Origin of the sequence: Paenibacillus oryziterrae, assembly GCF_042610485.1 — a bacterium.
Classification (GTDB): Bacteria; Bacillota; Bacilli; order Paenibacillales; family Paenibacillaceae; genus Paenibacillus_AQ.
The window spans coordinates 12,588-37,879 of sequence record NZ_JBGJZO010000005.1; the positions used below are offsets into that span (position 1 = coordinate 12,588).

28 protein-coding genes and 1 riboswitch are annotated in these 25,292 nt (G+C 47.9%); of the genes, 19 read left to right on the plus strand and 9 right to left on the minus strand.

All coding sequences use genetic code 11. From position 1 onward, the window contains the following. Positions 1–9 precede the first annotated feature (9 nt). Together ACAN55_RS07710 and ACAN55_RS07715 are read right to left on the minus strand one after the other, a co-directional pair. A complete protein-coding gene (locus ACAN55_RS07710) occupies positions 10–177 on the minus strand; it encodes a hypothetical protein (RefSeq protein ID WP_379130406.1) in 168 nt (55 codons plus the stop codon). 140 nt (positions 178–317) lie between these two features. Beyond that, entirely contained in the window at positions 318–1,316 is a 999-nt protein-coding gene (locus tag ACAN55_RS07715) for a metal-dependent hydrolase (protein ID WP_379130409.1), read from the minus strand. 227 nt (positions 1,317–1,543) lie between these two features. On the opposite strand from ACAN55_RS07715, the gene cyoE reads away from it, so the two are divergent. Next, positions 1,544–2,476, plus strand: coding sequence for a heme o synthase (gene cyoE / locus ACAN55_RS07720; protein ID WP_379130412.1), 933 nt, complete (start codon positions 1,544–1,546; stop codon positions 2,474–2,476). A 12-nt stretch (positions 2,477–2,488) separates the two neighbouring features. After that, positions 2,489–3,109, plus strand: coding sequence for an SCO family protein (locus tag ACAN55_RS07725; RefSeq protein WP_379130415.1), 621 nt, complete (start codon positions 2,489–2,491; stop codon positions 3,107–3,109). An 84-nt stretch (positions 3,110–3,193) separates the two neighbouring features. On the opposite strand, the gene ACAN55_RS07730 is transcribed toward ACAN55_RS07725, so the two are convergent. Next, on the minus strand, positions 3,194–3,541 hold the full coding sequence (locus tag ACAN55_RS07730; RefSeq protein WP_379130419.1) for a toprim domain-containing protein: 348 nt from the start codon (positions 3,539–3,541) through the stop codon (positions 3,194–3,196). A gap of 210 nt (positions 3,542–3,751) precedes the next feature. Beyond that, positions 3,752–4,942 (minus strand): MFS transporter, encoded by a 1,191-nt coding sequence (locus ACAN55_RS07735; RefSeq protein ID WP_379130422.1) that lies wholly within the window; start codon positions 4,940–4,942, stop codon positions 3,752–3,754. Between the two features lie 236 nt (positions 4,943–5,178). Between ACAN55_RS07735 and ACAN55_RS07740 the strand changes: the two genes are divergently transcribed. The 12 genes from ACAN55_RS07740 (at position 5,179) to ACAN55_RS07795 (ending at position 17,560) form a co-directional block, all read left to right on the plus strand. Continuing rightward, a complete protein-coding gene (locus ACAN55_RS07740) occupies positions 5,179–5,616 on the plus strand; it encodes a hypothetical protein (RefSeq protein WP_379130892.1) in 438 nt (145 codons plus the stop codon). Positions 5,617–5,682: 66 nt separating this feature from the next. Continuing rightward, positions 5,683–6,825 (plus strand): transglutaminase domain-containing protein, encoded by a 1,143-nt coding sequence (locus ACAN55_RS07745; RefSeq protein WP_379130425.1) that lies wholly within the window; start codon positions 5,683–5,685, stop codon positions 6,823–6,825. A gap of 74 nt (positions 6,826–6,899) precedes the next feature. Then, positions 6,900–9,029 (plus strand): peptidoglycan D,D-transpeptidase FtsI family protein, encoded by a 2,130-nt coding sequence (locus tag ACAN55_RS07750; RefSeq protein ID WP_379130895.1) that lies wholly within the window; start codon positions 6,900–6,902, stop codon positions 9,027–9,029. Positions 9,030–9,081: 52 nt separating this feature from the next. Beyond that, positions 9,082–9,858: a Cof-type HAD-IIB family hydrolase gene (locus ACAN55_RS07755; protein WP_379130897.1), complete on the plus strand. Its 777-nt coding sequence runs from the start codon at positions 9,082–9,084 to the stop codon at positions 9,856–9,858. A 47-nt stretch (positions 9,859–9,905) separates the two neighbouring features. Beyond that, entirely contained in the window at positions 9,906–10,391 is a 486-nt protein-coding gene (locus ACAN55_RS07760) for a DUF456 domain-containing protein (protein ID WP_379130427.1), read from the plus strand. 28 nt (positions 10,392–10,419) lie between these two features. Beyond that, positions 10,420–12,048, plus strand: a complete 1,629-nt coding sequence (locus ACAN55_RS07765; protein WP_379130429.1) for a putative polysaccharide biosynthesis protein — start codon at positions 10,420–10,422, stop codon at positions 12,046–12,048. 344 nt (positions 12,049–12,392) lie between these two features. Then, positions 12,393–12,737, plus strand: coding sequence for a thioredoxin family protein (locus tag ACAN55_RS07770; RefSeq protein ID WP_379130432.1), 345 nt, complete (start codon positions 12,393–12,395; stop codon positions 12,735–12,737). A gap of 106 nt (positions 12,738–12,843) precedes the next feature. After that, the gene (locus tag ACAN55_RS07775; RefSeq protein ID WP_379130435.1) at positions 12,844–13,779 is read left to right on the plus strand and encodes a COX15/CtaA family protein; all 936 of its coding nucleotides are present in this window, start codon (positions 12,844–12,846) and stop codon (positions 13,777–13,779) included. A gap of 84 nt (positions 13,780–13,863) precedes the next feature. Then, a complete protein-coding gene (locus ACAN55_RS07780) occupies positions 13,864–14,595 on the plus strand; it encodes a Cthe_2314 family HEPN domain-containing protein (RefSeq protein ID WP_379130438.1) in 732 nt (243 codons plus the stop codon). 101 nt (positions 14,596–14,696) lie between these two features. Then, positions 14,697–14,843: riboswitch (SAM riboswitch) on the plus strand. 97 nt (positions 14,844–14,940) lie between these two features. Further along, positions 14,941–15,954: a methionine ABC transporter ATP-binding protein gene (locus tag ACAN55_RS07785; protein ID WP_379130441.1), complete on the plus strand. Its 1,014-nt coding sequence runs from the start codon at positions 14,941–14,943 to the stop codon at positions 15,952–15,954. After that, positions 15,951–16,622, plus strand: a complete 672-nt coding sequence (locus tag ACAN55_RS07790) for a methionine ABC transporter permease (RefSeq protein WP_379130443.1) — start codon at positions 15,951–15,953, stop codon at positions 16,620–16,622. Before ACAN55_RS07785 ends, ACAN55_RS07790 begins: the two co-directional genes overlap by 4 nt. A 65-nt stretch (positions 16,623–16,687) precedes the next feature. Continuing rightward, positions 16,688–17,560 (plus strand): MetQ/NlpA family ABC transporter substrate-binding protein, encoded by an 873-nt coding sequence (locus ACAN55_RS07795; protein ID WP_379130445.1) that lies wholly within the window; start codon positions 16,688–16,690, stop codon positions 17,558–17,560. 153 nt (positions 17,561–17,713) lie between these two features. Here ACAN55_RS07795 and ACAN55_RS07800 read toward each other — a convergent pair whose 3' ends face one another. Continuing rightward, positions 17,714–17,962, minus strand: coding sequence for a NifU family protein (locus ACAN55_RS07800; RefSeq protein ID WP_379130449.1), 249 nt, complete (start codon positions 17,960–17,962; stop codon positions 17,714–17,716). 80 nt (positions 17,963–18,042) lie between these two features. On the opposite strand from ACAN55_RS07800, the gene ACAN55_RS07805 reads away from it, so the two are divergent. After that, the gene (locus tag ACAN55_RS07805; RefSeq protein WP_379130452.1) at positions 18,043–18,297 is read left to right on the plus strand and encodes a YuzB family protein; all 255 of its coding nucleotides are present in this window, start codon (positions 18,043–18,045) and stop codon (positions 18,295–18,297) included. Between the two features lie 14 nt (positions 18,298–18,311). On the opposite strand, the gene ACAN55_RS07810 is transcribed toward ACAN55_RS07805, so the two are convergent. Beyond that, positions 18,312–19,373, minus strand: coding sequence for an NAD(P)/FAD-dependent oxidoreductase (locus tag ACAN55_RS07810; protein WP_379130455.1), 1,062 nt, complete (start codon positions 19,371–19,373; stop codon positions 18,312–18,314). 50 nt (positions 19,374–19,423) lie between these two features. Further along, positions 19,424–20,530, minus strand: coding sequence for an aminofutalosine synthase MqnE (gene mqnE / locus ACAN55_RS07815; protein ID WP_379130458.1), 1,107 nt, complete (start codon positions 20,528–20,530; stop codon positions 19,424–19,426). Positions 20,531–20,783: 253 nt separating this feature from the next. Here mqnE and ACAN55_RS07820 point away from each other — a divergent pair, with 253 nt between their 5' ends. Together ACAN55_RS07820 and ACAN55_RS07825 are read left to right on the plus strand one after the other, a co-directional pair. Then, positions 20,784–21,143, plus strand: a complete 360-nt coding sequence (locus tag ACAN55_RS07820) for a HesB/IscA family protein (RefSeq protein ID WP_379130461.1) — start codon at positions 20,784–20,786, stop codon at positions 21,141–21,143. A 169-nt stretch (positions 21,144–21,312) separates the two neighbouring features. Continuing rightward, positions 21,313–22,167, plus strand: a complete 855-nt coding sequence (locus ACAN55_RS07825; RefSeq protein ID WP_379130463.1) for a copper amine oxidase N-terminal domain-containing protein — start codon at positions 21,313–21,315, stop codon at positions 22,165–22,167. Between the two features lie 120 nt (positions 22,168–22,287). Here ACAN55_RS07825 and ACAN55_RS07830 read toward each other — a convergent pair whose 3' ends face one another. Then, entirely contained in the window at positions 22,288–22,497 is a 210-nt protein-coding gene (locus ACAN55_RS07830) for a hypothetical protein (protein WP_379130465.1), read from the minus strand. 269 nt (positions 22,498–22,766) lie between these two features. Here ACAN55_RS07830 and ACAN55_RS07835 point away from each other — a divergent pair, with 269 nt between their 5' ends. Beyond that, entirely contained in the window at positions 22,767–23,429 is a 663-nt protein-coding gene (locus tag ACAN55_RS07835; RefSeq protein WP_379130467.1) for a YheC/YheD family protein, read from the plus strand. A 339-nt stretch (positions 23,430–23,768) separates the two neighbouring features. Continuing rightward, positions 23,769–23,912, plus strand: a complete 144-nt coding sequence (gene sda / locus ACAN55_RS07840; RefSeq protein WP_379130470.1) for a sporulation histidine kinase inhibitor Sda — start codon at positions 23,769–23,771, stop codon at positions 23,910–23,912. A gap of 126 nt (positions 23,913–24,038) precedes the next feature. Here sda and ACAN55_RS07845 read toward each other — a convergent pair whose 3' ends face one another. Continuing rightward, a complete protein-coding gene (locus tag ACAN55_RS07845; RefSeq protein ID WP_379130472.1) occupies positions 24,039–25,013 on the minus strand; it encodes an NAD(P)/FAD-dependent oxidoreductase in 975 nt (324 codons plus the stop codon). Between the last annotated feature and the right edge of the window lie 279 nt (positions 25,014–25,292).

The following is a 25,292-nucleotide window of genomic DNA, read 5'->3' on the forward strand; positions in this document are numbered from 1 at the left end:
GAGGGCAGGTTATTTCTTCCTAAGCCGTGCTTTGATAATGAAGCCCCATCCAATGTTGAGGATGCAGACCGCGCCAAGCAACAGTGCAAGCCAAATGTTGTAGCTGATGGATATGGAGGCAGCCGTAAGAATAAGGATGGAAGAACTGGCGAACCAAAGAGAAAGCCCTTTGCTCATGTGCGGTAACATCCTTTCTACTATAAATTTATGTATTAAATTACCCGTTAAAAAAACCGAAGAGCCTTGCGCTCATTCGGTTTTTTGGGATTTGCAGCATTAAGCTGATTGTGCCTTATGTTTGGCTTTGGAGTCAAGGGCTAAAGGGTGCCCGGATCGATGGCGAAACGTTCATCCAGTTTATCGTTGCTAAGCCATCCCACATAAGTATTAAGCGGATGGTACTGGCTGTCCATAACAAGAACGGCAACAAACGGAAACTGCTTGCGGTGCAAATAACGGACATCTCCCCAGCGCACAATATAACCTGAAGGCAGCTCTTCAACTTCGGCAACGGCATAGGATGTAAAGTACAGAAATGCCTGGATATCGGGATGGGACTTGGAATGCTCTACTGCCGGATGGGTGGAGCATACAGCATGTTTAAACCATGTCAGACGACCGTTGCTAAGGGTTCCCACATCGTAGGTTCCGTCTTTCTTGGCTTTGACCACATTCCACTTGCGGGGCGAAATCGTTGGGATTACGTAATACCGGTCACTCGCCTCGTGCCGGATATCTTTATGCTTAATCCTGCTGGTTACCCTGAAATGAACCGCTGTTCGCCATATATAATAAAGGACAGTACAGGTGTATAAGGTAACAAATATCGGAACGGGCGGGATAATTCCGCTGATCCAGAGCACAATGGCTGCACTATGACTGCCAAAGATAAACGGGTCAAAGATGTGGATAATATTCCAGGCAATCCATTTCTCCGTAAACGGTCGGGCGGCCTGAGTGCCATACGTATTGAACAGATCGGAGAAGACATGGATTGCAACTGCAATGAAACTCCAAAGCACGATATGGCCCAGTGAGTCAAGATCCATATATCCGAATATAGGGCCGAGCACTATGGTAATCAAGGCGGGCCATATGATCAGGAACGGAAGGGAGTGAGTTATCCCCCGGTGATTCCGGATATAGAGGGCGTTATCCTTCAGCCGAAGTGCCGTGTCAGCGTCAGGCGCTTGTGAACCGATTATAGTTGCGAGCATTACCGCCCCGGCAAGCATCGGATCAGAGCTGACAGCCGGGTCAACGAAAGATAAGCCTGCAAGACCCAGGCCCATGACGAAATGTGTAGCGGTATCCATAGGACAGTTCTCCTTTGCGCAGATGTTCTCTAATAATTAACTACCCAATTTCATACTCCGTTATTTACTGTTATGGAATAAATATCGTCACGGAATTGTCGAATTCATGAACATCATGGTCAATGATTGTCAAAGTCTTTGGGGGTTGTTATGATAAAGTTAACAGCAAGGGTGATTTTCATTCGCGGAATTGCTTAGAAGTAAGTTGTGAAGGAGGAACACATCGCGTGGACAATCAATGGAGATATCAAGCTTCTTCCGATTCCGCAGCAGTGCCGGCCAAAACGCCTCATAAAGGCTCGGCCTGGCGTGATTTTATTACTGTGACCAAACCGGGAATTATCAGATCGAATCTGATTGCCGCCTTTGCGGGCTATTGGCTGGCTTCAGGCTGGGATGTTCAGTATGGGACTCTTATATTGACCCTGCTTGGCACCATGCTCGTTATGGCATCAGCTTGTGTTTTTAATAATTATTTTGACCGTGATCTGGACATGAAGATGGAACGGACCAGAGAACGAGGACTGCCTACAGGGCGCCTGAAACCACAGACCGTACTGGTTTATGCTATTTCACTTGGCATTGCCGGACTGATTGTTCTGTTTGCTTTTTCCGGAGTGCTCGCTGGGTTATTTGGAATCGTAGGCATGTTCGTTTATGTAGTGGTTTATACACTTTGGCTCAAACGGACTTCAACGTGGAGTACTTCAGTGGGTGCCATTTCAGGCGCGATGCCGCCTGTAATCGGTTACGTTGCCGTTACGGGCCGGGTTGATTTGGGAGCCTGGCTGTTGTTCGCTATGCTGTTTCTATGGCAGCCGCCGCATTTCTGGGCACTGGGTATCCGCCGCAAGGAAGAATACAGGGCTGCGGGTTTCCCGCTTTTGCCAGTAGTTAAGGGAACTCGGCGGACCAAATTTCAGATGATTCCATATGTGGCGCTATTGCTGCCTGTTCCGATTCTGATGTATGTGTACGGATATGCAGGGATCTTTTATCTGATTATTTCTGCGGGCTTGTCATTGATTTGGCTATATCTGACGCTGAAGGGGTTTAAGGCGAAGGATGACGACGCTTGGGCTAAGCAGAATTTCTTCTTCTCCATCAATTATTTAACTGTCAGCCTGATTGCGCTGGTGCTGAATACGATACATGTGTAAGGGGGAGTGTCCTTGCAAATCATCAGACGGTACATGTGGACCTGGCTTCTTCTTCTGCTGGCGCTGATTATGGCCGGTTATCTGACATTTACCGCACTTGCATCCGGTGAAGATGATCTGCCGGTAATCGGGCAGGTGCAGGACTTCCAGCTTGAGAATGTGGACGGCAAGACTGTGTCGCTGGCAGATACAGAAGGAAAGGCACGGCTGGTGTATTTCTTTTTCACACAGTGTCCCGATGTCTGTCCGATCACTACGTTTGCGATGTCGGAAGCCCAGGATCTGCTGATGGAGTCTGGAAGATTCGGCAAAGATGTGGATTTCATCTCTATTTCCTTTGATCCGGAGAATGATACACCGGAGGCTATACGCACATTCGCAGACCGCTTTCATGCCAATTATGACGGATGGTATTTCCTGAGAGGCAGTCAGGATGTCATCCGCGATCTTGCGGCGAAATCCTTCAAGATTATGATTGCCGGCAATCGTAAGGACAATTTCGCTCATGCCAATCTTATTGCACTGGTTGACAAGCAGAATAATCTGCGGGCGCTTTATGATGCTGGTGATTCTGAGAAAGTCACTCCCGAATTTCTAGCCGACGCCGTCTCGGCACTGGCTGACGAACAATAGGAATTAATAAAGCCTTCTCCGATACGAACTCTCCCGCAATGGGAGCTATCGGAGAAGGCTTTTTCAATGTGTATTGTATGAGAATCAAAAGGGTAACGGCTCCGGATAGACAATATATTCCTCAAGGCCGGCTTTTTCAAGCTGAGTAATATTGTATTCATCTGGAGTGCCTTCAACCCCTGCATATCCGCGCCGCGTGTATATATGTTCGGCATCCGGGAAGGTGTCTCTAAGGATTCCGCGTATTTTTTTGCCTGAGCTGTCATTATCCATGTAGAGGAAGACTTCGCCATCACCGACTTCTTTCCGCAAGGTTTCCACCTTTTCTGTGTTCAATGAACCAAAGGTACAGAGGATGTTGACGTTCTCCATCAATAAGCGTCTTAATTTGCTGCGGTCATTTTTACCCTCCACAATGATGTAGATGGACATCGGCGGATTGCCTCCTCGTCTTAGCTGTTATACATATAATATCCCCTTATCTATCAGGTAAACAATCCGGAATTCACTTCTTTCGACGGAAACGGTTGGACCTTGGGAATCATTCCCCGGGAAATGTCGTCAAAAATAGACAGCCGCCTGAAATTAAGCCTTCAGCCGACTGTCTGAATAAGGGCATTTGAATGCTGCTAGGACGTACAGTTACGCTGCATTTTCATTCCAATTAGGTGCAGAAGAGATTCTGGACTCACGTCCACCAGGCAATAGCAGCAGCGCCGTCATCAGGATCAGGAAAGCAACGAAGTAAGGTGATACATATTCCCTGGTTGCACCAGCGGTAACGGGTCCGGCGAACGCGCCAAGTGACATAGCAATGGATTGCAGCGAGAACGTTCTGCCCAGCCGGCCGGGCCCGGCGAGACTGATAAATAGTGAAGCCATTGCGGGGAAAAGAACCCCTTTCGCGGAGCCAAGCATGAAGAGAATGAGTCCGGCGGGCAAACTTCTGAAGGTGGCAAGGGAGAAGAAGCAGAAGGCCATGCCAAGTAATGCAAAAGCAATCCGGCTTACAGGAGCCACACGGTTAAGAAATACCATGCTGAGTGTCAGCAACGCACCTAGGCTGAGAAGTGACAGGAGTAGTCCGGTTGAGAGAATGCCTCCTCCGGTTTCCCCGCTCTTCGACAGCGGAAATTCGAAGAACAATATCCCCTGGGAGCAAGAGACGAAGAAAGGAAGCAGCAGGAAGCGTTTGGAGAAATCCAGTTTCTGCATGCCGCTGCCTTGCTGTATGTGTGTCCCGGCATTCTGCTTGGATGGCAGCAATGGATAAGCCCCGGCAGCAGCTGAATGCTTGGGTACGCTGAAGTAAGCCATAATGCCTGTGGCGATCAGCAGCCAGCCCAAGGTACTGAAGGTACCCGAGAAGCCTGCTTTGGCGACGATAAAAGCGCCTGCTGCGGGAGAAACGACCGAGGCTAAGGTATGGACGATACCGTGACCTGACATGTATTTGCCCTGGACCGTGGCGTCAGAGGAGAGCGAAGCCAGCAGTGTCATACATGCCGGTGAAAGAAAGGCGAGAGCAAAACCGCTTGCTGCCCGCAAGAGCAGCAAATGCCAGGGAAGCTGCGCGTGGGCCTGGAGCAGTAGAATGAGGCCCGCTGCTGTCAGACTGAACACGATATAGCGGCGGCTGCCTTTGCGGTCGATCAGAACACCTGCCAGCAGGTTTCCGGGAAGATGGGTCAGCGAATACATGCCCATCATCCAGCCGATAAACGCCGGTCCTGCACCCAGGGATAGGGCAAAAGGGGTCAGAACAGGATATTGCGCGTGCAGATCAAAGAACGCCAGAAAAAGAAACAAGTAGAGCCACAACGCAGTCTTCACGGAAAGAACCTCCTTGGCCTGCCGCTTCGGCAAAGGATTGCCGCGGGCAGAATCGATAGACATTGGGAGAAGGGCGGCAGAAACAGCTACTTGTACTTTACGTGGGACGGGATGAGCATATACCCTTTTTTTCAATTCTGGCTGACATTCATGTATAATAATGAATATCCGCGTATGGATGCGGGAATAGGATACCCTTCAGGGGAATCAGGTCGACAGGAGTTGTTGTGAAGATGATGGATACACAGGTGTGGTCAGAGTTTATTAGAGAGAATTGGCTGGTTATCGTTATTGCCCTTGTATTGTTGTTCGTAGTTATTAATTTGGTTAAGACGGTGCTGAAATGGGCGATTGTTATTGTAATTATTGTCGGTCTATTCATCTACAGCGGGGTCACAATGGATCAGATCGGGAATGCGGTCGACAAGGTAACTGACAGTACGGTGAGTACGCTTAAAACCGAAGCACAACAGGTCATGCTGGATGAAGCGAAGGAAGCGGTATACACCCCGGGCAGCGATGGTACGTTTACCATTACTACCCCGAACATTGAAGTTAAGGGAACGACAGGCGAAGATAAGGTGGATGTCACTTTCCGTGGTGTAAGCCTTGGGAAATGGAGTATTAATGATACCGTGAAGTCTTTTATCGACGAAGCCAGTAAAAATAAGTAGGACTTCGGTCTTTAACGTTAGGGAGACCAAGTGACAGCATATGAAGATGGGAGACGGGAGTGAATCATGCTGAATCAATGGGTAGAACATCTAAGCGGCACTAATCTCATATCAATCCTCCTGATTCTTACTGCTGTCTTCTCCATAGTGCAGGGATTCATCCGTGGCTTCTTTCATTCCATCCGCAGGCTGTTCGGAATGCTGGGCTCCAGTTTGTTCACCATAGCTGCACTTGTATTGGCAATAGCTGCTTCGCTGTATCTTTCTCCGCGTCTACAGGTCTGGATGTCAGGACTGCAGCAGCCAGACAGAGCGCTTAAAGCATGGGAACAAATATGGTACACGCTGGTCGCCGTGCTGGCGGACTCACCAGTGCTCAGATTTCTGGTTATTCTGGCGGTAACGTACAGTCTGATCCGGTTGGTTCTTAGTCTGCTGACACCGCTGCTTCCCATGCAGAAACGAATACCATCAAGAATCGGTGACCGGAAAATATCAACCGTTAGCAGGCTGGGTGGTGGTGCCATTGGAGCATTAATTGGGGCAGCGCGCTGCCTCTTTATTATTGTTATGTTATTTATTCTGGTCGGGATGAATCCGGATAGCCAGTTCAGCCAGTATGTGGAATCTTCTCCGGTCTACCGCCAAGGTGCTTCAACGGTGATTGAACCCATTGCGGGAAAGACGATGCAGGATAAGCTGCCTGTGCTGACCGAAATTGTTGCAGCAGAAATGGATGGTATCCTCCGGCGTAAATATGAAGTCATTGACCGTGACATTCCTGCTGATATTCAGGCAGCTGCTGCGTCCATTACCGGAAAAAGCAGTGATGAGGAAGAGAAGGCCCGGCTTCTGTATGATTGGATTGGCACGAGAATTTCCTATGATTACGCCAAGGCGGAGAATTATGAGCAGAACCGCATCTGGCATGAACAAACGCCGCAGGATACTTTTGATACCCGTCTTGGGGTATGTATAGACTATGCCCGTCTTTATGCGGTGATGGCACGTTCTCAGAATTTAGAGGTTAGGGTGGTTACCGGTCAGGGCTATGACGGCCGCGGCGGTTATGGACCTCATGCCTGGAATGAAGTATATATAGAGAAACAGCAAGCTTGGATCCCTTTGGATTCCACATGGGCGCAAAGCGGGGACTGGTTCAATCCGCAGGACTTCAGCTCATCCCATATTAAAGAGGACGTGCTGTGACCGCTGGGGGTTCTGAACCGTTTATTATGTTACAATGAGCAAGTATATATTCTTTATAGTAAAAGGGGAGAATGATGGTGGGCCTCTTCGGCAAGCAAAACCCGTCTTCGGACGATACAAATCACAAGAATTCCATGGGTCTGCGAATTAATGTGTTTTTCTTCAGCACATTTATTATATTCTGCGTTATTATTATCCGTTTAGCAGTTCTTCAATTTGTGGAAGGTCCAACGCTCAGTGAGGTGGAGACCAACCGTGAAGTGAAAAATGTCCCTCTAGCGGCCATGCGCGGCGTAATCTATGCGGACGGTGGGGAAAAGCTGGCGTATTCAACGCCTGTCCAATCGCTTTATATTACGCTAACGAAGGACTATTCCGCGAAAGAAACAGATAAAGTGACAGGCGATCTGGTGCTTACGGCAGATGCGCAGGCCAAATCGAATGCACTTGCCGCCAAATTAGCTGCTGATTTTAAAGAGTACGGAGCGGCAGATGAAATCCAGATGACTCAGGCGGACGTCATTGAAGCAATGGATCTGTTCTATAAGAAATACCAGGGGTATACCCCCCGCCGGATCAAGGTTGGATTATCCCAAAGCGAAGTCGCGTATTTCATGGAGCATAAGGATTCATACCCTGGGCTTGAAATTGTTGAAGAGAACCAGCGTCACTATGACAAAGACACGGTAGCAGTACAAACGGTGGGGTATGTTAAGCTCTATAAATATTCCAACAGTCTGCCGATATATCAGAATATTATCAACGCGACTCGTAATAATCCCGAGGCGGGTTTAACTTATAAAGACGATGAGTATGTAGGATATGACGGCCTGGAGCTGCAATACCAGCGAGAGTTGCGCGGCCAGAATGGTTACCAGGAGGTATCGATCAACGCCCAGAACATGGCGGAGAAAATCGAGAAGGTGGTCCCTCCGGTCAAGGGTAATGATATCTGGACAACAATTAACAAGAATGTACAGATGAAGACGGAGCAGGCGATCCTGGATCAGATTAAATGGCTGCACACTAATCCGGTTCTCGGCAAGCTGCATCCGGATGCATTGACAGGTTACGCTGTAGCGATGGAAGTAGACACTGGAAATATTGTCGCGATGGCGAGCATGCCGGATTATGATACGAATGCCTGGACCAGCAGCGGCGGCAGCAGTATTGATCCTAAAATATGGAATGAAATAGTGTCTAATTATCAAAATGGTACGATCACCCCATATTCTTCCGGCAGATCCGGAAATGGTTTAGAGTCCACAGTGTATTTGGGTTCAACGGTCAAACCATTAAGTGTATTAATAGGCTTGAATGAAGGATTCTTTACCACATCAACCACATATCAAGACAAGGGGATTACTAATTTCGGTAAAGCAGGGCATGAAACAAGTGTCCGCAATGCTTCGAATCACGTATACGGCAGTATGGATCCGTCACGTGCGATTGAGAAATCATCCAACGTGTTTATGGTAGATATGGTTGGAAAAAAGTTGTACACGAAATATCAGGATAAAGGAATAGATGTCTGGGATACCTACATGAAGGAATTTGGACTTGGCGTATCCACTGAAATTGGCCTTCCTAAAGAGTTTAATGGGTATATCAACTATAATAAAACAGAGTCCACAGGCAGCGCCCAAGCCAGTCTCGTCTACGCTTCCTTCGGACAACAAGCTGGATATACAACACTCCAACTGGCGCAATATGCGTCGACTTTGGCTAATGAGGGGATTCGCATTAAACCGCAGCTGGTCAGCAAAATCACTGATGCGGAAGGGAATGTGGTGAAAAAATCCTCCCGTCAGGTGCTAAATAAAGTAGATTTCGACCCAGCATTCTGGAAAGAAGTTAAGACAGGTATGAATAGTTCCGTAACTGCCTTTAATGACTTTCCATATGACTTTGCCCGTAAGACGGGAACTTCTCAACAAGACGCTAAAGGACAGCGTCGGGATAACGGCGTATTTATCGCCTTTGCACCGCGCGAGAATCCGAAACTTGCGGTTGCGGTAATTATTCCTGAGGGTGGATTCGGTTCCAACAGTGCTGCTCCGGTGGCGCGTAAAATATTTGATGCTTATGACTGGGAATACGGCTTAGACGGTGTACCGAAAAAAAATCAGCAAGTTGTACAAAATGAGGTTAATAATACGAAGGAGGACGGCCAAGCCGCGACGACTACGGATACTACTCATTAAATAAACAGCTCCCTCTAACATGGAGGAGGGCAAAAGAATGGAGGGGTGGCAAATGATTGCCAAATACCGCCTGCTAGCTTTGGATATGGATGGAACCCTGCTTAACGATGAACAGCAAATAACACCCGAGACGGTAAAATGGATTCACCGGGCGGTGAATGCCGGTGTGCATGTATGCCTGTCTACAGGACGCGCTTTTCGGGGCGCATACCCGTACGCGGAGCAACTGGGTCTGAAGACACCAATGGTCACGGTGAATGGCAGTGAAGTGTGGAGAGCTCCTCACGAGCTGTACCGGCGTTCCTTGATGGACCCGCAGCTGGTCACCCGCATGTATGATCTCGCTCAGGAATTTGGCATCTGGTTCTGGGCGTATTCCACCAATGAAGTGCATAAGCAAGATAATTGGGATGGCAATGTTGTAGGCCGGGAGTGGCTGAAATTTGGCTACCAGACTGCGGATGATGATATCCGCCACCAGGTGCTGATGCGGCTGCAAGATATGGGCGGGCTGGAGATTACCAATTCTTCACCGCATAATCTGGAGATTAATCCTCTGGGCGTAAATAAGGCGTCGGGGATCAAATCGGTCTGCCGCCTGCTCGGTATTAACATGTCCCAGGTCGTTGCCGTTGGAGATAGTCTTAATGATCTTGCCGTTATTCAGAAGGCGGGTCTCGGAGTTGCTATGGGCAACGCCCAGAAGACTGTCAAACAGGAAGCTGATGTTGTCGTATCATCAAATAATCATGACGGAATTGCCGAAGTCATTCAGAAATATATTTTATCCGATGCGAAGATTTCCGGGGATAGCATTACCGTAAGGTAATCTCCTGCAGAAGGTATTCGCAACCAAACATTTGGGAGTGAACTGATGTGGCGGTCCTGGGCTGGATTCTCATTATCGCTTTATTCGTTGTCGGGCTGATTGGGGCTGTATATCCGATCCTGCCTGGGGCACTGGCCATTTATTTGGCTTTTTTCATCTATGGCTGGTTCTTTACCTTTGATTCCTTTGGTGCAGGATTCTGGATCACGCAGACCCTTATTGTCATTGCCCTATTCGTCGCTGACTATGTTGTCGGAGCCTGGGGTGTCAAAAAATTCGGCGGCTCCAGGTACTCAGTCATTGGCAGCACGCTCGGAATCATCGCAGGTGCCTTTATCTTCCCGCCGTTTGGGCTGATTATCGGTCCTTTCGTGGGAGCCTTCGCAGGTGAAATGCTTGCCGGATCTGCTCCTGGAAAAGCGGCTAAGGTCAGTCTGGGCTCTCTGCTTGGCTTACTCAGCAGCACGGTAGTCAAAATTGTACTGCAGGTTATTATGGTCATCCTCTTCTTCATCTGGATCGCCAGGTACTAATTATTTTTAGAAAATGAGGCGAGTTAGTTTGTCTAAGAAAGAATCATTTGTCAAAGGTACGCTAATCCTGGCTGCCGCCGCACTGGTTGCACGTGTACTGGGCCTTGCCCAGCGCGTGCCTCTGGAGCATATGTTCAACGGAATAGGAAATGCGTCCTTTGGTGTCGCGAATAATGTCTACCTGATGTTGCTTGCAGTAGCTACAGCCGGCATTCCCAGTACACTCAGCAAGATGGTCTCGGAACGTTATGCACTTGACCGGCCGGGTGAAGCACAGCAGGTATACCGGGCTGCACTATTGTTCGCCGGGGTGGCTGGCGTAGTTATCACACTGTTGCTGTACATAGGGGCTCCGTATTATGCAACCCATGTAGTTGATTTGCCTGAGGCGGCATTAGCCATTCGTGCGATTGCTCCTGCGCTGCTGCTGTTTCCTGCAATTGCGATTATGCGCGGGTATTTTCAAGGCAGAAATTATATGATGGCCAACGGACTATCTCAAATCACGGAACAGGTCGCCCGTGTAATCACGGCTATTTTGTTCGCCTACCTGCTGATGCAGCAGGGTTACGACAATACAACGATGGCAGCTGGTGCTTCATTTGGCAGCGTGCTGGGCAGTATCGCCGCATTTATTATTATGCTGTATTACAGTTTGAAGCTTAGAAGTGCTGACAAAGCATCCGGTATTATCTATGACACGACTCAAAAGCTGCCGCTATCGGGCATTTATAAAGATATGTTCAAGCTGTCCATCCCGATCGTGCTTTCATCTCTGACGATTCCAGCGGTCAATCTGATCGACAATTCAATGGTTATCCCGCTGCTTATTGATCAATTGGGACGGGCTGATGCCACAACGGCATTGGCACATCTTACCGCCCGGGCGCAAAGTATTGCTGGTATTCCACCGATCCTGGCGATTGCGCTTAGCGCATCGCTGATTCCCGTGATTTCTGCCGCTTATGCCCGCCGGGACACGGATCATTTGAAACGACAGGTTACGCTTGCCTTGCGTATTTCTATTTTGACGGGCACGCCTATTGTGCTTGCTCTGACAGTCGCCGCTTATTCGGTCAACGGCTTGATCTTTAGTAGTCTGGATGGCAGCGGCATTGTGGGGATGCTGACGCTCGGAACGATTTTTCAAATTACGATGATGACGTCCAACTCTATTCTGCTGGGTATGGGTAAGTCGCGTGTATCTATGTTCTACGTGCTGGCAGGTATAGTCCTGAAGCTCGTCCTTACAGTTCTGCTCAGCAAGATCTTTGGGATGTACGGGATTCTTGCGGCAACCGCCTTGTGCTTCATTCTAATTACGTATTTGAATCTGCGCCTGCTCAAGACCATTGTACCCTTTGAAATTATGGGTAAACGCTGGGGGAGCTTTGCCGCTACTGTGCTGGTATCGGGCGGAATCGGTTATGGCCTGAATGTGGCCGGAATCCAAATGGTTCATCTCATGCCTGCACGTCTGGCCTTTCTGATCACCTGCCTGGTTGTAGGTGCGGTTGTGGTCATTATTTACCTGGTAATGCTAATTGTGCTTGGCGTACTCAGCCGTGAAGAGCTGGCGAGCTACCCGCGTTCCCTGCAAAAGCTGCTGAACCCGCTGATGAAGCTGCAGCCCGCACGGGTGCGGATGAGAAACTAGTGCTTTTGTAGTTGCAAGTAATTTAAATCAAAATTCAACTGTGAGTAAGTAACGTAGGGGAATTTTTGGAGCTAGCAGTGAAACGACCGCCCGAAAGCTTTCCGCAGGAAAGCTCGCGTCGAAAGCATATGCTGTCTCCGGATTTCAACCGCGATCAGCGGTTTACAATCCAGAAATCCGGAGACAACAGCGGCCGAAAGTCCAAACATTCACCGTAGTTACGGCTATCACCAATTACCATGATCAATGTCTCATTTTTAATTTTTTATGTTTGACTTCCGCATCACATTTTGCTTCACTTAAGGGAGATACGGAAGCTTACTAGACGAGAGGACGGTAGGAGTATGGACAAAATAACATCACCGGGTGAATTTCAGGTATCCATTCAATCACCCAGATTAACAGTTGCGGTATTCAAAGCGGATTGGTGCTCCGATTGCAAATTTATAGATCCCTTTATGCCGGATGTTGAGCAAAAGTACAGCGATAAGCTTACGCTCGTAGAGGTAGATGTAGACGCTGTTGGGGATGTCAGCCAGGAGCAGAACATTATGGGCATTCCCAGCTTTGTCGCTTATACCGACGGCCGTGAGCTGGTTCGTTATGTGAACAAGCTGCGCAAGTCCCGCGAAGAAATAGAGAATTTCCTGAACACGGCATTAGAAGTTTACCTGAGCATCCACAAGTAAGTCCAAACACACCGCTTTCGCTGTTCTCTGCTGAAGCGGTGTTTTTTTCAAGAAATATCCCTTTCTTTATCCGTCCTTCATTTCTCTCATACAGCGGGTGATAACGATGACTGTGAAACAGTTGAAATGGCTTAGTTACATAACCTGTCTGGTCATGTTTATGGCGCTGCTTGGCGGTGCGTTGGTGACAAAGACAGGCTCGGGACTTGAATGCGGGAATGAGTGGCCCCTCTGCAATGGCAAGCTGGTACCTGCCTATACGTTAGGTTCGCTAATCGAATATACACACCGACTGTCCAGCGGATTGGCCGGAATGCTCTCGCTCGCGTCCATGGTGGCCTTTTGGCGGTATGCTAGGCAGCGGCGGGATCTGTTAATCTATGCCTTCTTAACCTTGTTATTTGTTATTGTTCAGGGTGGAATGGGAGCGCTTGCGGTAGTGAAAGCCCAGTCTGCACCGGTAATGGCGCTGCATATGGGGTTCTCCCTGATTGCCTTTGCATCCTCCGTCATGCTTGCTCTGGGTACACGAAGACAAGCTGAAGCTGGCGAATCTGTCTATCGTCAGTCTGCTGAAGGTCCTCCGGTTAGGCGTTGGTTTCGGAATCTGACCTGGATTACGGCAGTGTATTCTTATATCGTGGTATATATTGGGGCTTTCGTCAGCCATACGGATTCACAGGGCGGCTGTTCCGGATGGCCTTTATGCAACGGGGAATGGGTTCCTGAGCTGTCCGGAGGCGTCGGTATAGTATTTATGCACCGAGTGGCGGCGGCGCTGCTCTTTGTTCTTACGGCTGTGCTGGGACATATGGCCTTCTGGAAACATAAAGAGCACACGGAACTGCGCGGTTTAGGTATTGCTGCTGTTGTCCTTTGCCTGTTGCAGGTTCTCAGCGGCGCTGCCGTTGTGCAGACCTTAAATAATGACCGGCTTTATATTTTTGCCGCGTTGTCTCATATATTGCTCATTGCAGGTTTGTTCGGCGTGTTGTGTTATATGAGCGTCCGCGTCTGGCAGCTTGGTGTAAGAAGCGAATAATGGTCAGACCAAGGGAAGCGGATAGAGCGGGCTTGGATTTGGAAGAATAAAGCGGATAACAGGATTGCGTAAGGAGGAAGCGGTATGCTGCGTGTGCTGCTGGGGGAACCACCCCGTGTAAATAGCGGAGTATTAGGCGAGGCCATGGATGAAATGGGCAGAATGGCGGCGCTGCTGCGCAAGGAAATGAACATTCACGAGGATCGCAGCCATGAGTTCCGTGAGCTGGAGATTTGGACCCGGGGACTGATGTCCTCCCTGGATGAGCTGGAACAAAGCCTGTTCGCCGCGGCATTTTTCCGTAAATCGGTGGTCAGCGGGAATATCGACGATATGGAGGCCGCTGAGCAGGGAGAATATGCACGATATGTGTATTTTTATAAAAATGGATTTATCCGTGTATTCTCCCTGCTGGACAAGCTGGGTACAGTACTTAACACGCTCTATAATCTGAATACCTCCAAAGTAAAAGCCCACTTTTCTTACTTTACGGTGCTGCGTCAGTTTCAAATCATCAATGAGCATACGGTGCTTGCTGGTCAGCTTGAAACAATCAAAAATTTGTACAGGGTGCCACTGCAAAACCTGCGAAAACGCCGGAATTCCGAGATTCATTACATGAATTCCGAGATGCAGGACGATCTGTGGCAGCGGCATCAGGGTCTCCACAACAAGGTGAAACTTGAGGATCTGGATAGTCATCTTGAGGATCTTCAGCAGGGGCTTGAAATGGCATGCAAATCTCTCGTACAGGCTTACCGCTACAGTATCGAGCAATGGAATAAGACGTCAACTGCTTCTAAAAACAGAAGCTGATGATAGTTCCAAAATTTTTTCTTTGACAAAGAAACTGAATATATCCTATACTTACTTGCATTAACATCTTTACAAGCAGCGTTAACTAATTGAATACTAGAATCTTATCGAGAGCGGCGGAGGGATAGGCCCGATGAAGCCCGGCAACCGATTGATGTTCTGACAGTCAGTTTTGACTCAGAGCAGCAATGTCATGGTGCTAATTCCTACAATGCCGTATACGTGATGCGGCCTTTGGCAGATGAGACGGCATTGTATATAAACGAAACAGGGCCTCTTGCGATCTGCGAATGATCGTCGGGGTCTTTTTTATATGCAAATAAGCAAAAAAGGAGGGACGGCTACATGATAGAACTTAAAAGTTTGACCAAGGTGTACGGGAAAGGCAAAAGTGCGGCTACTGCACTCTCAAATCTTGATTTATCAATCCGAAAAGGAGAGATATTCGGTGTGATCGGTCACTCCGGTGCGGGAAAAAGCACATTGATCCGTTGTATCAATTTGCTGGAACGTCCGACAGAAGGTGAAGTTTGGGTAGACGGAGTGGAGTTAACTAAGCTTAACCGCAGGCAGCTGCAGAATCAGCGCCGGAAGATCGGTATGATCTTTCAACATTTTAATCTGCTGTCCTCAGCAACCGTCTATGAGAATATCGCTTTTCCGTTGCGGCTGGCTGGTACGCCTAGAGCAGCGATTGAGAGTAAGGTATCGGAGCTGCTGGCGCTTGTGGGTCTGGAAGAGCACAAAAATAAATACCCGGCGCAACTATCAGGCGGACAGAAGCAGCGTGTCGGGGTTGCCCGTGCACTTGCCAGCGAACCGGACGTGCTGCTCTGCGACGAAGCGACCTCTGCGCTTGATCCGCAGACGACCGATTCCATTCTGAAGCTGCTGCTGGATATCAACAAGCGGTTTCATCTGACCATTGTGTTAATCACACATGAGATGCATGTCATTCAGAGTATCTGCGACCGGGTTGCGGTCATCCATGGAGGCGGAATTGTCGAGCAGGGTGATGTGACCGAGGTGTTCCTGAAGCCAAAGCATGACATTACACGGGAGTTCATTCGTAGCGAAGCGAAGAATGATGGGCCGCTCCGGGCTGCTATCGAAGGACAACCAGATTCGTCAAAAGCGGTCAAGATTACGTTCCTCGGGCAAAAAACGTATGAGTCCACCCTGTCCCGGGTAGCGAGCGGAACCGGCGTCAATTTTGCCATTCTGCAGGGTACGATATCGACGATCAAGGATGTACCTTATGGGCAACTGATCGTCCGATTTGAAGGCTCGCCGGATGCTGTGGGCGCTACAATTACCGAATTGACCACCCAAGGGCTTGATGTGGAGGTGCTGGTATGAACAAACCACTCGATTTTTCCTTGATTAAATGGGATGAAATGCTTACGGGGACATGGGATACACTCAAGATGTTAGGATTTTCATCATTGTTCACAATTATTCTTGGTATTCCACTCGGAATTGTGCTATATTTGTGGGGGAGATCAACAACCCCGGGAATTCGCGTACTTTACGGAATAGCATCCTTTATCGTCAACATTCTCCGGTCTGTGCCTTTCATCATTTTGATGATTGCCGTTATTCCATTAAGCCGTGAGATTGTGGGAACCTCCATTGGTGTTAAAGGCATTATCCCGGCGTTGGTTATCGGAGCAGTTCCATTCCTGGCCCGTCTGGTTGAAACCTCGTTGCGCGAGGTAGACCGTGGCGTCATCGAAGCGGCGCAGGGTATGGGAGCTTCCACCTGGCAGATCATTACGCGAGTACTGCTACCTGAAGCACTTCCGGGTCTGGTAGCCGGCATTACAATTGCGGTTGTTACGCTTGTATCCTACACCGCAATGTCCGGGTCGGTTGGAGGCGGAGGTCTTGGGGATCTGGCAATCCGATACGGATACCACCGTTATCAGAAGGAAGTCATGATTGTATCCATCATTCTGCTGGTGCTGCTGGTGCAGTTGCTGCAGATGGCGGGAGACCGGCTGGTCCGGTATTTTACACGGAAATAAGGTACATCCACATAGATATCCTTATTCATAAATTTAAATCATACTGTTAAGAGGGGGATTTACAAATGAAAAAAGTATTGCTGATGTTCTTTAGCCTGACACTGATCGTGGTGCTGGCAGCTTGCGGCAACAACAACAATAATTCTTCCAACGCGGCTGCGACGAATGCACCTGCTGGCGAAGCAACAGCTGAAGCTACTGAAGCACCTGCTGCTGAACCTGTTACCCTGGTGATTGGCGCTTCTCCGATTCCACATGCTGAAATACTGGAAGCTATCGCTCCACAGCTGGAAGCACAAGGCGTAAAGCTTGAAATCAAAGAATTCACGGACTATATCCTTCCGAATACACAACTCGCTGAAGGTGAACTGGATGCGAACTTCTTCCAGCACAAACCTTACCTCGATGATCAAAATAAACAAAACGGAACAGACCTGGTATCTGTTGCAGCTGTTCACGTTGAACCGTTTGGTGCTTATTCCAAAAAGATTAAATCCATTGATGAGCTTGCCGATGGCGCAAAAGTAGCTATTCCTAATGATGCTACAAACGGTGGCCGTGCGCTTATCCTTCTTGCGAAGAATGGTCTGATCACTTTGAAAGATCCAACTAATATCAGCTCCACTAAAGCGGATATTACCGAAAATCCGAAGAAGCTGGATATTATCGAGCTTGAAGCAGCGGTTCTACCGCGTCAGTTGGAAGAAGTGGATCTGGCTCTGATCAATGCCAACTATGCGCTTGAAGCAGGTCTGGTACCTACGACAGATGCTTTGTTCATCGAATCCGGAGATTCCCCTTATGCGAATCTGCTCGTAACCCGTCCGGATAACAAAGATTCCGAAGCGATTCAGAAGCTGGCAGCAGCGCTGAACTCCCCGGAAGCTAAAGCCTTCATCGAAGAGAAATACAAAGGCTCCATTATCCCTGCATTCTAAGATCAGCTTGAACTAAGAAATCCCGCAAGCCCTTCATGGGCTGCGGGATTTTTTGATCTTCCAAGAGATTTCCTCTATAATGGCAACAGACTAAAAATCCCGGCCTTCCGAATAGCGGAAGAACCGGGATGATGAATCTGTATATGGCGGGGATTAGAATACTTGAATAACTTCCTCTACGCCTTCTACTTCTTCAATCAGGGCACGTTCAATACCGGCCTTGAGTGTAATGGTGGAGCTTGGGCAGCTGCCGCAGGCACCCATCAATTTAAGCTTAACGATGCCGTCTTCGACATCGATCAATTCTACGTCACCGCCATCGCGCTGCAGGAACGGGCGAAGCTTATCCAGAACTTCCAGCACTTCATCATACATGGAGGCGCTTTGTACATTCTCACTCATTTCTCAATCACTCCTTTCGTAAGTTCATTATAGTACAAAAAGTTAAAAAATAAAATGGTTTGCAGGGCAGGGAGATCAACATGAGACCAATTATTGAATTTTGCGCCAGCAATCTGGGACACGGTACTGATAAGCTTATGCATAAACTCGAACAGAACCCGGAATATGATGTTATCGAATACGGATGTCTTAACAATTGCGGCGAATGTTACGTGAAGCCCTTTGCCATGCTGGATGGGGAAATCATCGAGGCGGACACGCCTGAAGAACTGGAAGAGGCGATTAACACCAAGATTAAAGAACAGGAGGCCTGGGACAAGCTGATGCTTGATTAGACCTCCATGTTATTTTATCCGAAATGCCGTTTGGACATCCAGAGCACACCGCTCTTCAAGAGCCGCGGTACCCGTCCCATCACAGAGCGGGAACCCATCAGTCCAAACCCGTTATTTTTACCCAAGGAGCCGAGCGTCCCTTTTAGGCGTATTTTTTGAAGCCGGGGTTTCTCATTCCGCCAAAGCGCTCTTATAATATGAGCAACCTGTTCCCCTTGTGCGCCAGCAGCCTGGGCACTTGGGGCGAATGGGAGGCTGGCACAATCACCAATGACATATACCTCCGGATAATCGGAAATATTATAGTAGTCACCGACAATAATTCGTCCTCCGCGGTCTTTCGGAAGCTGAAGGTCCTGAACCACCTGCACGGGTTGAATTCCTGCGGTCCAGACCGTAATGTCGGAAGCGATAGCCTGGCTGCCGTTAAAGACAGCATCCGACTCTACATGGGATACCGAAATACGACCAATCGTCTCCACATGATGCTCACTGAACCATTCTTCCACATATGCTGACAGCTTGGCGGGAAAAGCGGATAGGATACGTTCACCTCTATCCAGGATAGAGATGTTCAGATCCGGGCGGCTCTCGCGCAGCTCCGCAGCAAGCTCAACCCCGCTGAGTCCCCCGCCTACGATATTAACCGTACCATAGGGCCTCACATCATTCAGGCGGCGGTAGGTTTCACGTGTCCCCGAGAAGGACTGGATGCTGCAGGTATGCTCTGCTGCTCCGGGAATATGATGGAAGTTATCGGTGCAACCAAGTGCGATGGCCAGAATATCGTAAGATACCGGCTCGCCGGTTCCGAGGTACACAACCCTGTCATCGAGATCAATGGAACCGATCTCACCGTAACGCACGGTAAGAGCGGGATGAATAGGGAATTGAATCCGTAGATGATAGTCGGTTGCCGTTCCTGCGGCAAGTGCGTAATATTCCGTTTTAATCCCCTGATAAGGCATGCGGTCAATCAGAACAATTTCCACATCATGGGGTAGATGGCTGTTGAGCAATTCTTGAATGAGGGCTAAGCCGCCGTAGCCGCCGCCGAGGACGAGCAGTGTTCGCATGCTACCGTCTTCCTTTCGAATATGGCATTACCGGTAATTCCGGCCTGTCGTTATTCGTATACCTTGATCTCGTTATAGAACGTGTCCCGCTCCACCGGAATCCGTCCTGCTCCCTTCACCAGCCAGATCAGCTCGTCGCGCGTCATGCCTTCCGGAGTAAGCGCTCCTGCTGCATGGCTGATCCGTTCTTTCAAGATGGTTCCATGGACATCGGATGCACCAAAGCTGAGGGCAACCTGCGTAAGCTGCGGACCAATATTAATGAAGTAAGCTTTGATATGGTCGAAGTTGTCCAGCATTAAGCGGCTGACGGCAATCGTCTTTAAATCCTCATATGCAGAGTTGCGGCGCATAATGCCTGCATTTTTGTTCTTAGGCTGCATGGACAAAGGAATAAATACCATGAAACCGTTAGTCTCGTCCTGCAGCTCGCGGATTTGCAGCATATGACGGATACGGTCTTCACGCGATTCAATCGAGCCGTACAGCATTGTCGTATGCGTCTTCATCCCCATTTGGTGGGCGGTCCGGTGAACCTCAAGATACTCTTCAACGTTGGCTTTATCCACCCGCATTTTTTGGCGGTACTGATCGGACAGAATTTCTGCGCCCCCACCGGTCAGTGTCTTAAGCCCCGCAGATCGCAGCTCCTCAAGCACCTCGCGGATACTAAGACCACTGATCCGGGTGAAGAAATCAATCTCAGCGGCCGTATACGCTTTTAAAGTCACCTCAGGAAAGCGCTCATTCAGGGCACGAAGCGAATCCACATAATATTGAAAAGGAACTTTATCATTGTGGCCGCCTACGATATGGAACTCACGCACGCCAGGATGAATATGCTGTTCGACATATTGCACCATTTCCTGACCTGAAAGCGTATAGGCACCCTCTTCACCGTCATCTTTGCGGAAATTGCAGAATGCACAGCGGGATTCGCAAACATTGGTGAAATAAAGACTCATATTTTCGATAAAATAAACCTTATTTCCGTTTTTTCGCAGATTGACCTCATTGGCCAGCTGGCCGATCGTAAGGAGGTCATTACTCTCATATAAATAAACGCCATCTTCTAAATTTAATCTAATTCCATTGCGGACTTTCTCGATAATTGCTGCCATTCTGGCATCGGTATGGGGCGTGATTAGAGTAGACATTATAATTCCTCCTGAAGTATTACGTGACGAAATTCCGAATTTTTACCCATGTCGCTTTTCCTATTATAAACCTCTCTCAAAAGGGGAGCAACATACCTATTTCAGCAGAGGGTTAGGAGAATAGAGGAAGTATCAGCAGAAGCGGGTTGAGGACCGGATAAGAGTGGAGTATACTTAATTTAAAATAAAACATTCCTGGCCCCTTGGCCATTGGATAAGTGTATAAGGATATCTTAATAAGGAGGATGAGACCATGATTACAATCAGTGAAACAGCGGCTGGCCAATTGAAGACGATGCTGGCTGCACAAGAAATACCGAACATGTTCCTGCGTTTGGGTGTTACTGAAGGAGGCTGCAGCGGTTTCTCATACGCTATGGGCTTTGACGATAACGAAAGCGACAAGGATGTCTATATGGATATCGAAGGGCTGAAGGTAGTGGTCGAGAAAGACGATTTGAAGTACCTGAACGGCCTGGAGATCGATTTCGAGGAATCCGGCATGACCGGAGGCTTTACCATCAATAATCCGAACGCTACAGCCACCTGTGGCTGCGGATCCAGCTTCAGAACAGCTGCAGATGCCGGTAAACCTGCGGCTGAGCCTTGCTGAGTATAGAAATTTAGGGTTGAAACAGCCAGAATCCTACAGGCTTGTGTTGAAAGTTAAAACACAAGCCTGTAGGATTTTTTATTTTTATGACCAAGACATCAGATGCTCTATACATAAACTAAGCTCTTTAAGCATTTATAGTTACATATTGTTTAAGGAGGTATTCGTATTGAAAAAGCTTGTGTTGTCCTTCTTGTTGTTCATCACTTGCCTGAACCTGCCCCTGCAAGGCACTGTCTCTGCAGAGAGTGGCATGATCGAGACAAGTGTGTTCTTGAATGGCCATTATTTGAATCTGGCTCATCAGCCTGTTATTAAAAATGGCGTTGTTTATGCTCCGCTCAAGGAATTACTGGAGGAACTCGGCGGGAAGTTAACAGCCGGGCCTGCAAAGAATACGCTGGTAGCGCTCATTGGCAACACCTCCATACAGCTTCAACTAAATTCACGGAATATCCGAATTAGCGGGAAAACCCTGCAGATGAACGCGGCTGTAATCGTCATGAACGGAACGACCATGGTGCCAGTGAAGTTTCTCTCATTCATAGGGATAGGCACGGTTGCCTGGAGTCAAACGAACAGAGTCCTGTCCATCACAAGCCCCTTGTATAGCTACCAAACCGGATTTATAACTAAAATCTATGAAAATGGTGGGAAACGTTATGTACAGATGGATCTCAACGAATGGTTCTACCGTATAGAAGATATTCTAGCCCGCCCGGATGTGCTGGCGGATATTGCTGAAGAATTTAATGTAGATGAGCCCATTACAGAAGACAATATCTACGATTATATTGATTTGGTGGGGGGTTACTATATTTACGCCCCTGACCACGCCGGGTCTAACCTTGAAGTATCAGGTACATGCAAGGTATCTGTACCGGACTATGATACGCTTCAAGGGGTGGGAATGAAGACCGTTTCATTTGAAACCCTTAAGAAGAATATGAATCCGAATGCGACGTATGAGTTCAGAATTTTGAATGATACAGTCATAAAGATTACGGAATATTACCAGCCTTAAACTCCGTTATGTCCATGGTCCAGCTCATCAATAAAAAAGCCCTCATGCGGTAAAGATGCATTTCAATACGCATCCATTACCGCAGAGGGCTTTTCCTGTTGAAAGTTCTACAATACACATTTATGCAGGAATAATAAACTTGTAATTAATCATGAATACAATCAGAGCGGCCGCACCGAGGGAAAACGCAATGCAGGAGGTCCCCAGCACTCTGCGGCGTTGCTTGAAGAATTTGAAGCCCAGTGCACAGACAAGCACAGTAGTACCTGCAAGAACGACAGACATTCCAATCATGGCGAACCAATATAAAATCTCGAAGAATTGTGCCATTGTAAGTGCCTCCCTATAGCTGTTACGGTGCACAGCGGCTTTATGTAATCGCTATTATAATACAATGAATTTTAACAAGATTCCAGACCGCAGATTTCATTCCATAAAATCACTAAGTTCATAGGGATGAAAGACTGAGGGCATATAACGTCAGTTCATATGCCCTTTTTGTGCTGAGCCACTTTCATCACGGACAATCATACAAGAGGACGGCACTACTTCTGAGTAATGTATATGGTAGGCTTCATGATGAGAGGAGAGGGAGGAAGATGGCGGGGAGACAACTGGCCAGCAAATGGCTGAAAACCGAGGCGCTGCTCAGCGATTCACGGGTCGCCGGTTATATTCCGAGAACAAGGGGATACAGTGCGGCGGCACTGCTTGAAATGCTGCGTCGTCATGGGAATGTTGTGATTAAGCCTGTTGTGGGCGGGGGAGGTCATGGGGTGATTAAAGTATTCCGCGATAGCCGCGGGTATGGTTTCACCTACATGGACAGGACACGAGTGTATCAAGACTTTACTTCAATGAGACGTGCACTCGGAATGGTGAAGCTGCGACGCAGATATTTGATCCAGCAGGGTATTTCGCTTGCGCGTATTTCTGGTCGTCCTATCGATTACAGGGTTAAGGTCGTAAAGAACGGTGAGACCTGGGAGTTTCGTTCAATGGTTGGCCGTCTGGCCCGTCCAGGGCTGTTCGTCACCAATCTATGCAAAGGTGGAACGATGCTCAGTTGCCGGGAAGGACTACGGAAATCTTTGCCTCGTATTAGCACTTCTGCGAAGAAAGCAGAAATGCGCCGGCTTACTCATGTGTGCATCGGACTCATGGAGCGGCATTTCCCTGGAGTAGGCGAGCTGGGATTTGATTATGCCGTTGATCATTCGGGGAAGATTTGGATATTAGAAGTCAATACAAGGCCGCAATAATTAAACAATTTTTAATAATTGACGATAATGATAGTAGTGAGATAAAATTGCGTTTAGTCGTGTAAATTTCGGTTAAATAATGGATAAACAGAGAGTTACACTGAATGGAATATTATATGGCGAAATAAAGAAATATTTGGCAAATAAGAGACTTGAACAATCCTGTGTATAACTTCTATCCCCATTTTCCCCTGTGCTACTACAACCTTTCCAGTGCTTACTAACATATTATACACAGGATTTCCACAAGTGCTTGTGGATAGTGAGAACGCTTGTTCGAAAAAAGATAGTTTGATATGATAGGATTAGATTCAAATAAAGGAAAGGTAGGTGAACGTTATGGTTGAATTGTCAGATGAGATGCTGCTTGATTCATATCACAGGGCAATAGAGCTGCGTTTAGAACATGATTTTATCGCCCTATTACTCGTTGAAATTCGCAAACGGAACTTACACTCTCCATCTCATGCGGTTCTCCACTAATAAACAGTGACACTGGCTGCTGCAACTACATAAATTAAACCGCTGTATGAACAAATAGGGTATCCTGACGTGCTGTACACCAGCATCCCGGATACCCTTTTATTGTTTGATTATAAACAGCCGAGCTTAGATTTTCATACTGCTGCTGTGCCCCGGGGACAGCTTGGCTTCAGGATCAATGTAGACCTTGGCATTATTAACAGCAGTGGGGGCTTCACCGAATCCGACGGCAATCAGCTTCAGCTTACCTGGATATGTAGTAATATCACCAGCGGCATATATTCCCGGGATATTGGTCTCCATCCGGGAGTCTACCACAATCGAATTGCTATCAATTTGAATGCCCCACTCCGCAATTGGGCCGAGAGAGGATACAAAGCCGAAATTCACAATCACGCTGTCTATTTCAATCTCTTGAGTCTCTTTGGTCTTGATATTGGAGAGTGTAACACTGGTGATGAACTCATCTCCGTGCAATTCTGTAATCTCCGATGGAGTAATTACCTGAACCTTTGAAGCCATCAGTTTCTCAACGCTATGTTCATGAGCACGGAATTTATCGCGGCGGTGAATTAACGTGACTTCCGTTGCAATTGGCTCCAGCATAAGCGCCCAATCCACTGCGGAATCGCCACCCCCACTGATGAGTACCTTTTTATCTTTAAATTTATTTAGATCGCTTACAAAATAGTGCAGATTTGCTTTCTCAAAACGTGCCGCTTCCGGAAGGTCCAGGCGGCGTGGTTCAAATGCACCTACACCTGCGGTAATAATCAGAGCTTTGGCATGGTACTCGGCCTTATCCGTGGTAACGATAAAATGGCGTTCGTCTCTTTTTTCGACGGAAACCACCTTTTCTTCCAGCCGGATATCCGATTGGAACAGCTCCATCTGCCGGGAGAGGTTGTCCACCAGCTCTTGGGCAGTTATTTTGGGAAACCCTGCTACATCGTAGATATATTTCTCAGGGTACAGAGCCGCAAGTTGTCCTCCCAATTGGGGCATGCTTTCAATAAGGGTAACGGATGCTTGGCGCATTCCACCGTAAAAAGCGGCGAACATGCCTGCCGGACCACCGCCTATAATTAAGAGGTCACTCATAGGAAATTCAGGTTGCTCTAATGACACAGAATTAACACCTCCGAGTTGATATATTCATTTTGCCATACTGGATTACCTATTCATTATAAACATAGAGACATCGCCCTGCAAAGTCTTTACTGTCCCCTTAAGTCCGCGTTCTATGTAATGTAATTGTTATATGTTTTTTATATCATTGTATTTGATTAAAAGCGTACTAAGGTTTACAATGGATATGATTATTTTCAAATTACTTTAAGTTTGATTGGAATTTCCTCTAACTTTAAGTGTATTAATTCA

Coding starts and splice junctions, on each gene's coding strand:
- ACAN55_RS07730 (WP_379130419.1), bottom strand. CDS start 3,541: ATGTCCATCTACATCATTGTGGAGGGTAAAAATGACCGCAGCAAATTA.
- ACAN55_RS07820 (WP_379130461.1), top strand. CDS start 20,784: ATGATTACAATCAGTGAAACAGCGGCTGGCCAATTGAAGACGATGCTG.
- sda (WP_379130470.1), top strand. CDS start 23,769: ATGGTTGAATTGTCAGATGAGATGCTGCTTGATTCATATCACAGGGCA.
- ACAN55_RS07795 (WP_379130445.1), top strand. CDS start 16,688: ATGAAAAAAGTATTGCTGATGTTCTTTAGCCTGACACTGATCGTGGTG.
- ACAN55_RS07835 (WP_379130467.1), top strand. CDS start 22,767: ATGGCGGGGAGACAACTGGCCAGCAAATGGCTGAAAACCGAGGCGCTG.
- ACAN55_RS07770 (WP_379130432.1), top strand. CDS start 12,393: ATGGACAAAATAACATCACCGGGTGAATTTCAGGTATCCATTCAATCA.
- ACAN55_RS07830 (WP_379130465.1), bottom strand. CDS start 22,497: ATGGCACAATTCTTCGAGATTTTATATTGGTTCGCCATGATTGGAATG.
- ACAN55_RS07740 (WP_379130892.1), top strand. CDS start 5,179: ATGGATACACAGGTGTGGTCAGAGTTTATTAGAGAGAATTGGCTGGTT.
- ACAN55_RS07780 (WP_379130438.1), top strand. CDS start 13,864: ATGCTGCGTGTGCTGCTGGGGGAACCACCCCGTGTAAATAGCGGAGTA.
- ACAN55_RS07745 (WP_379130425.1), top strand. CDS start 5,683: ATGCTGAATCAATGGGTAGAACATCTAAGCGGCACTAATCTCATATCA.
- ACAN55_RS07805 (WP_379130452.1), top strand. CDS start 18,043: ATGAGACCAATTATTGAATTTTGCGCCAGCAATCTGGGACACGGTACT.
- mqnE (WP_379130458.1), bottom strand. CDS start 20,530: ATGTCTACTCTAATCACGCCCCATACCGATGCCAGAATGGCAGCAATT.
- ACAN55_RS07790 (WP_379130443.1), top strand. CDS start 15,951: ATGAACAAACCACTCGATTTTTCCTTGATTAAATGGGATGAAATGCTT.
- ACAN55_RS07810 (WP_379130455.1), bottom strand. CDS start 19,373: ATGCGAACACTGCTCGTCCTCGGCGGCGGCTACGGCGGCTTAGCCCTC.
- ACAN55_RS07845 (WP_379130472.1), bottom strand. CDS start 25,013: ATGAGTGACCTCTTAATTATAGGCGGTGGTCCGGCAGGCATGTTCGCC.
- ACAN55_RS07755 (WP_379130897.1), top strand. CDS start 9,082: ATGATTGCCAAATACCGCCTGCTAGCTTTGGATATGGATGGAACCCTG.
- ACAN55_RS07710 (WP_379130406.1), bottom strand. CDS start 177: ATGAGCAAAGGGCTTTCTCTTTGGTTCGCCAGTTCTTCCATCCTTATT.
- ACAN55_RS07785 (WP_379130441.1), top strand. CDS start 14,941: ATGATAGAACTTAAAAGTTTGACCAAGGTGTACGGGAAAGGCAAAAGT.
- ACAN55_RS07800 (WP_379130449.1), bottom strand. CDS start 17,962: ATGAGTGAGAATGTACAAAGCGCCTCCATGTATGATGAAGTGCTGGAA.
- ACAN55_RS07715 (WP_379130409.1), bottom strand. CDS start 1,316: ATGGATACCGCTACACATTTCGTCATGGGCCTGGGTCTTGCAGGCTTA.
- ACAN55_RS07750 (WP_379130895.1), top strand. CDS start 6,900: ATGGTGGGCCTCTTCGGCAAGCAAAACCCGTCTTCGGACGATACAAAT.
- ACAN55_RS07775 (WP_379130435.1), top strand. CDS start 12,844: ATGACTGTGAAACAGTTGAAATGGCTTAGTTACATAACCTGTCTGGTC.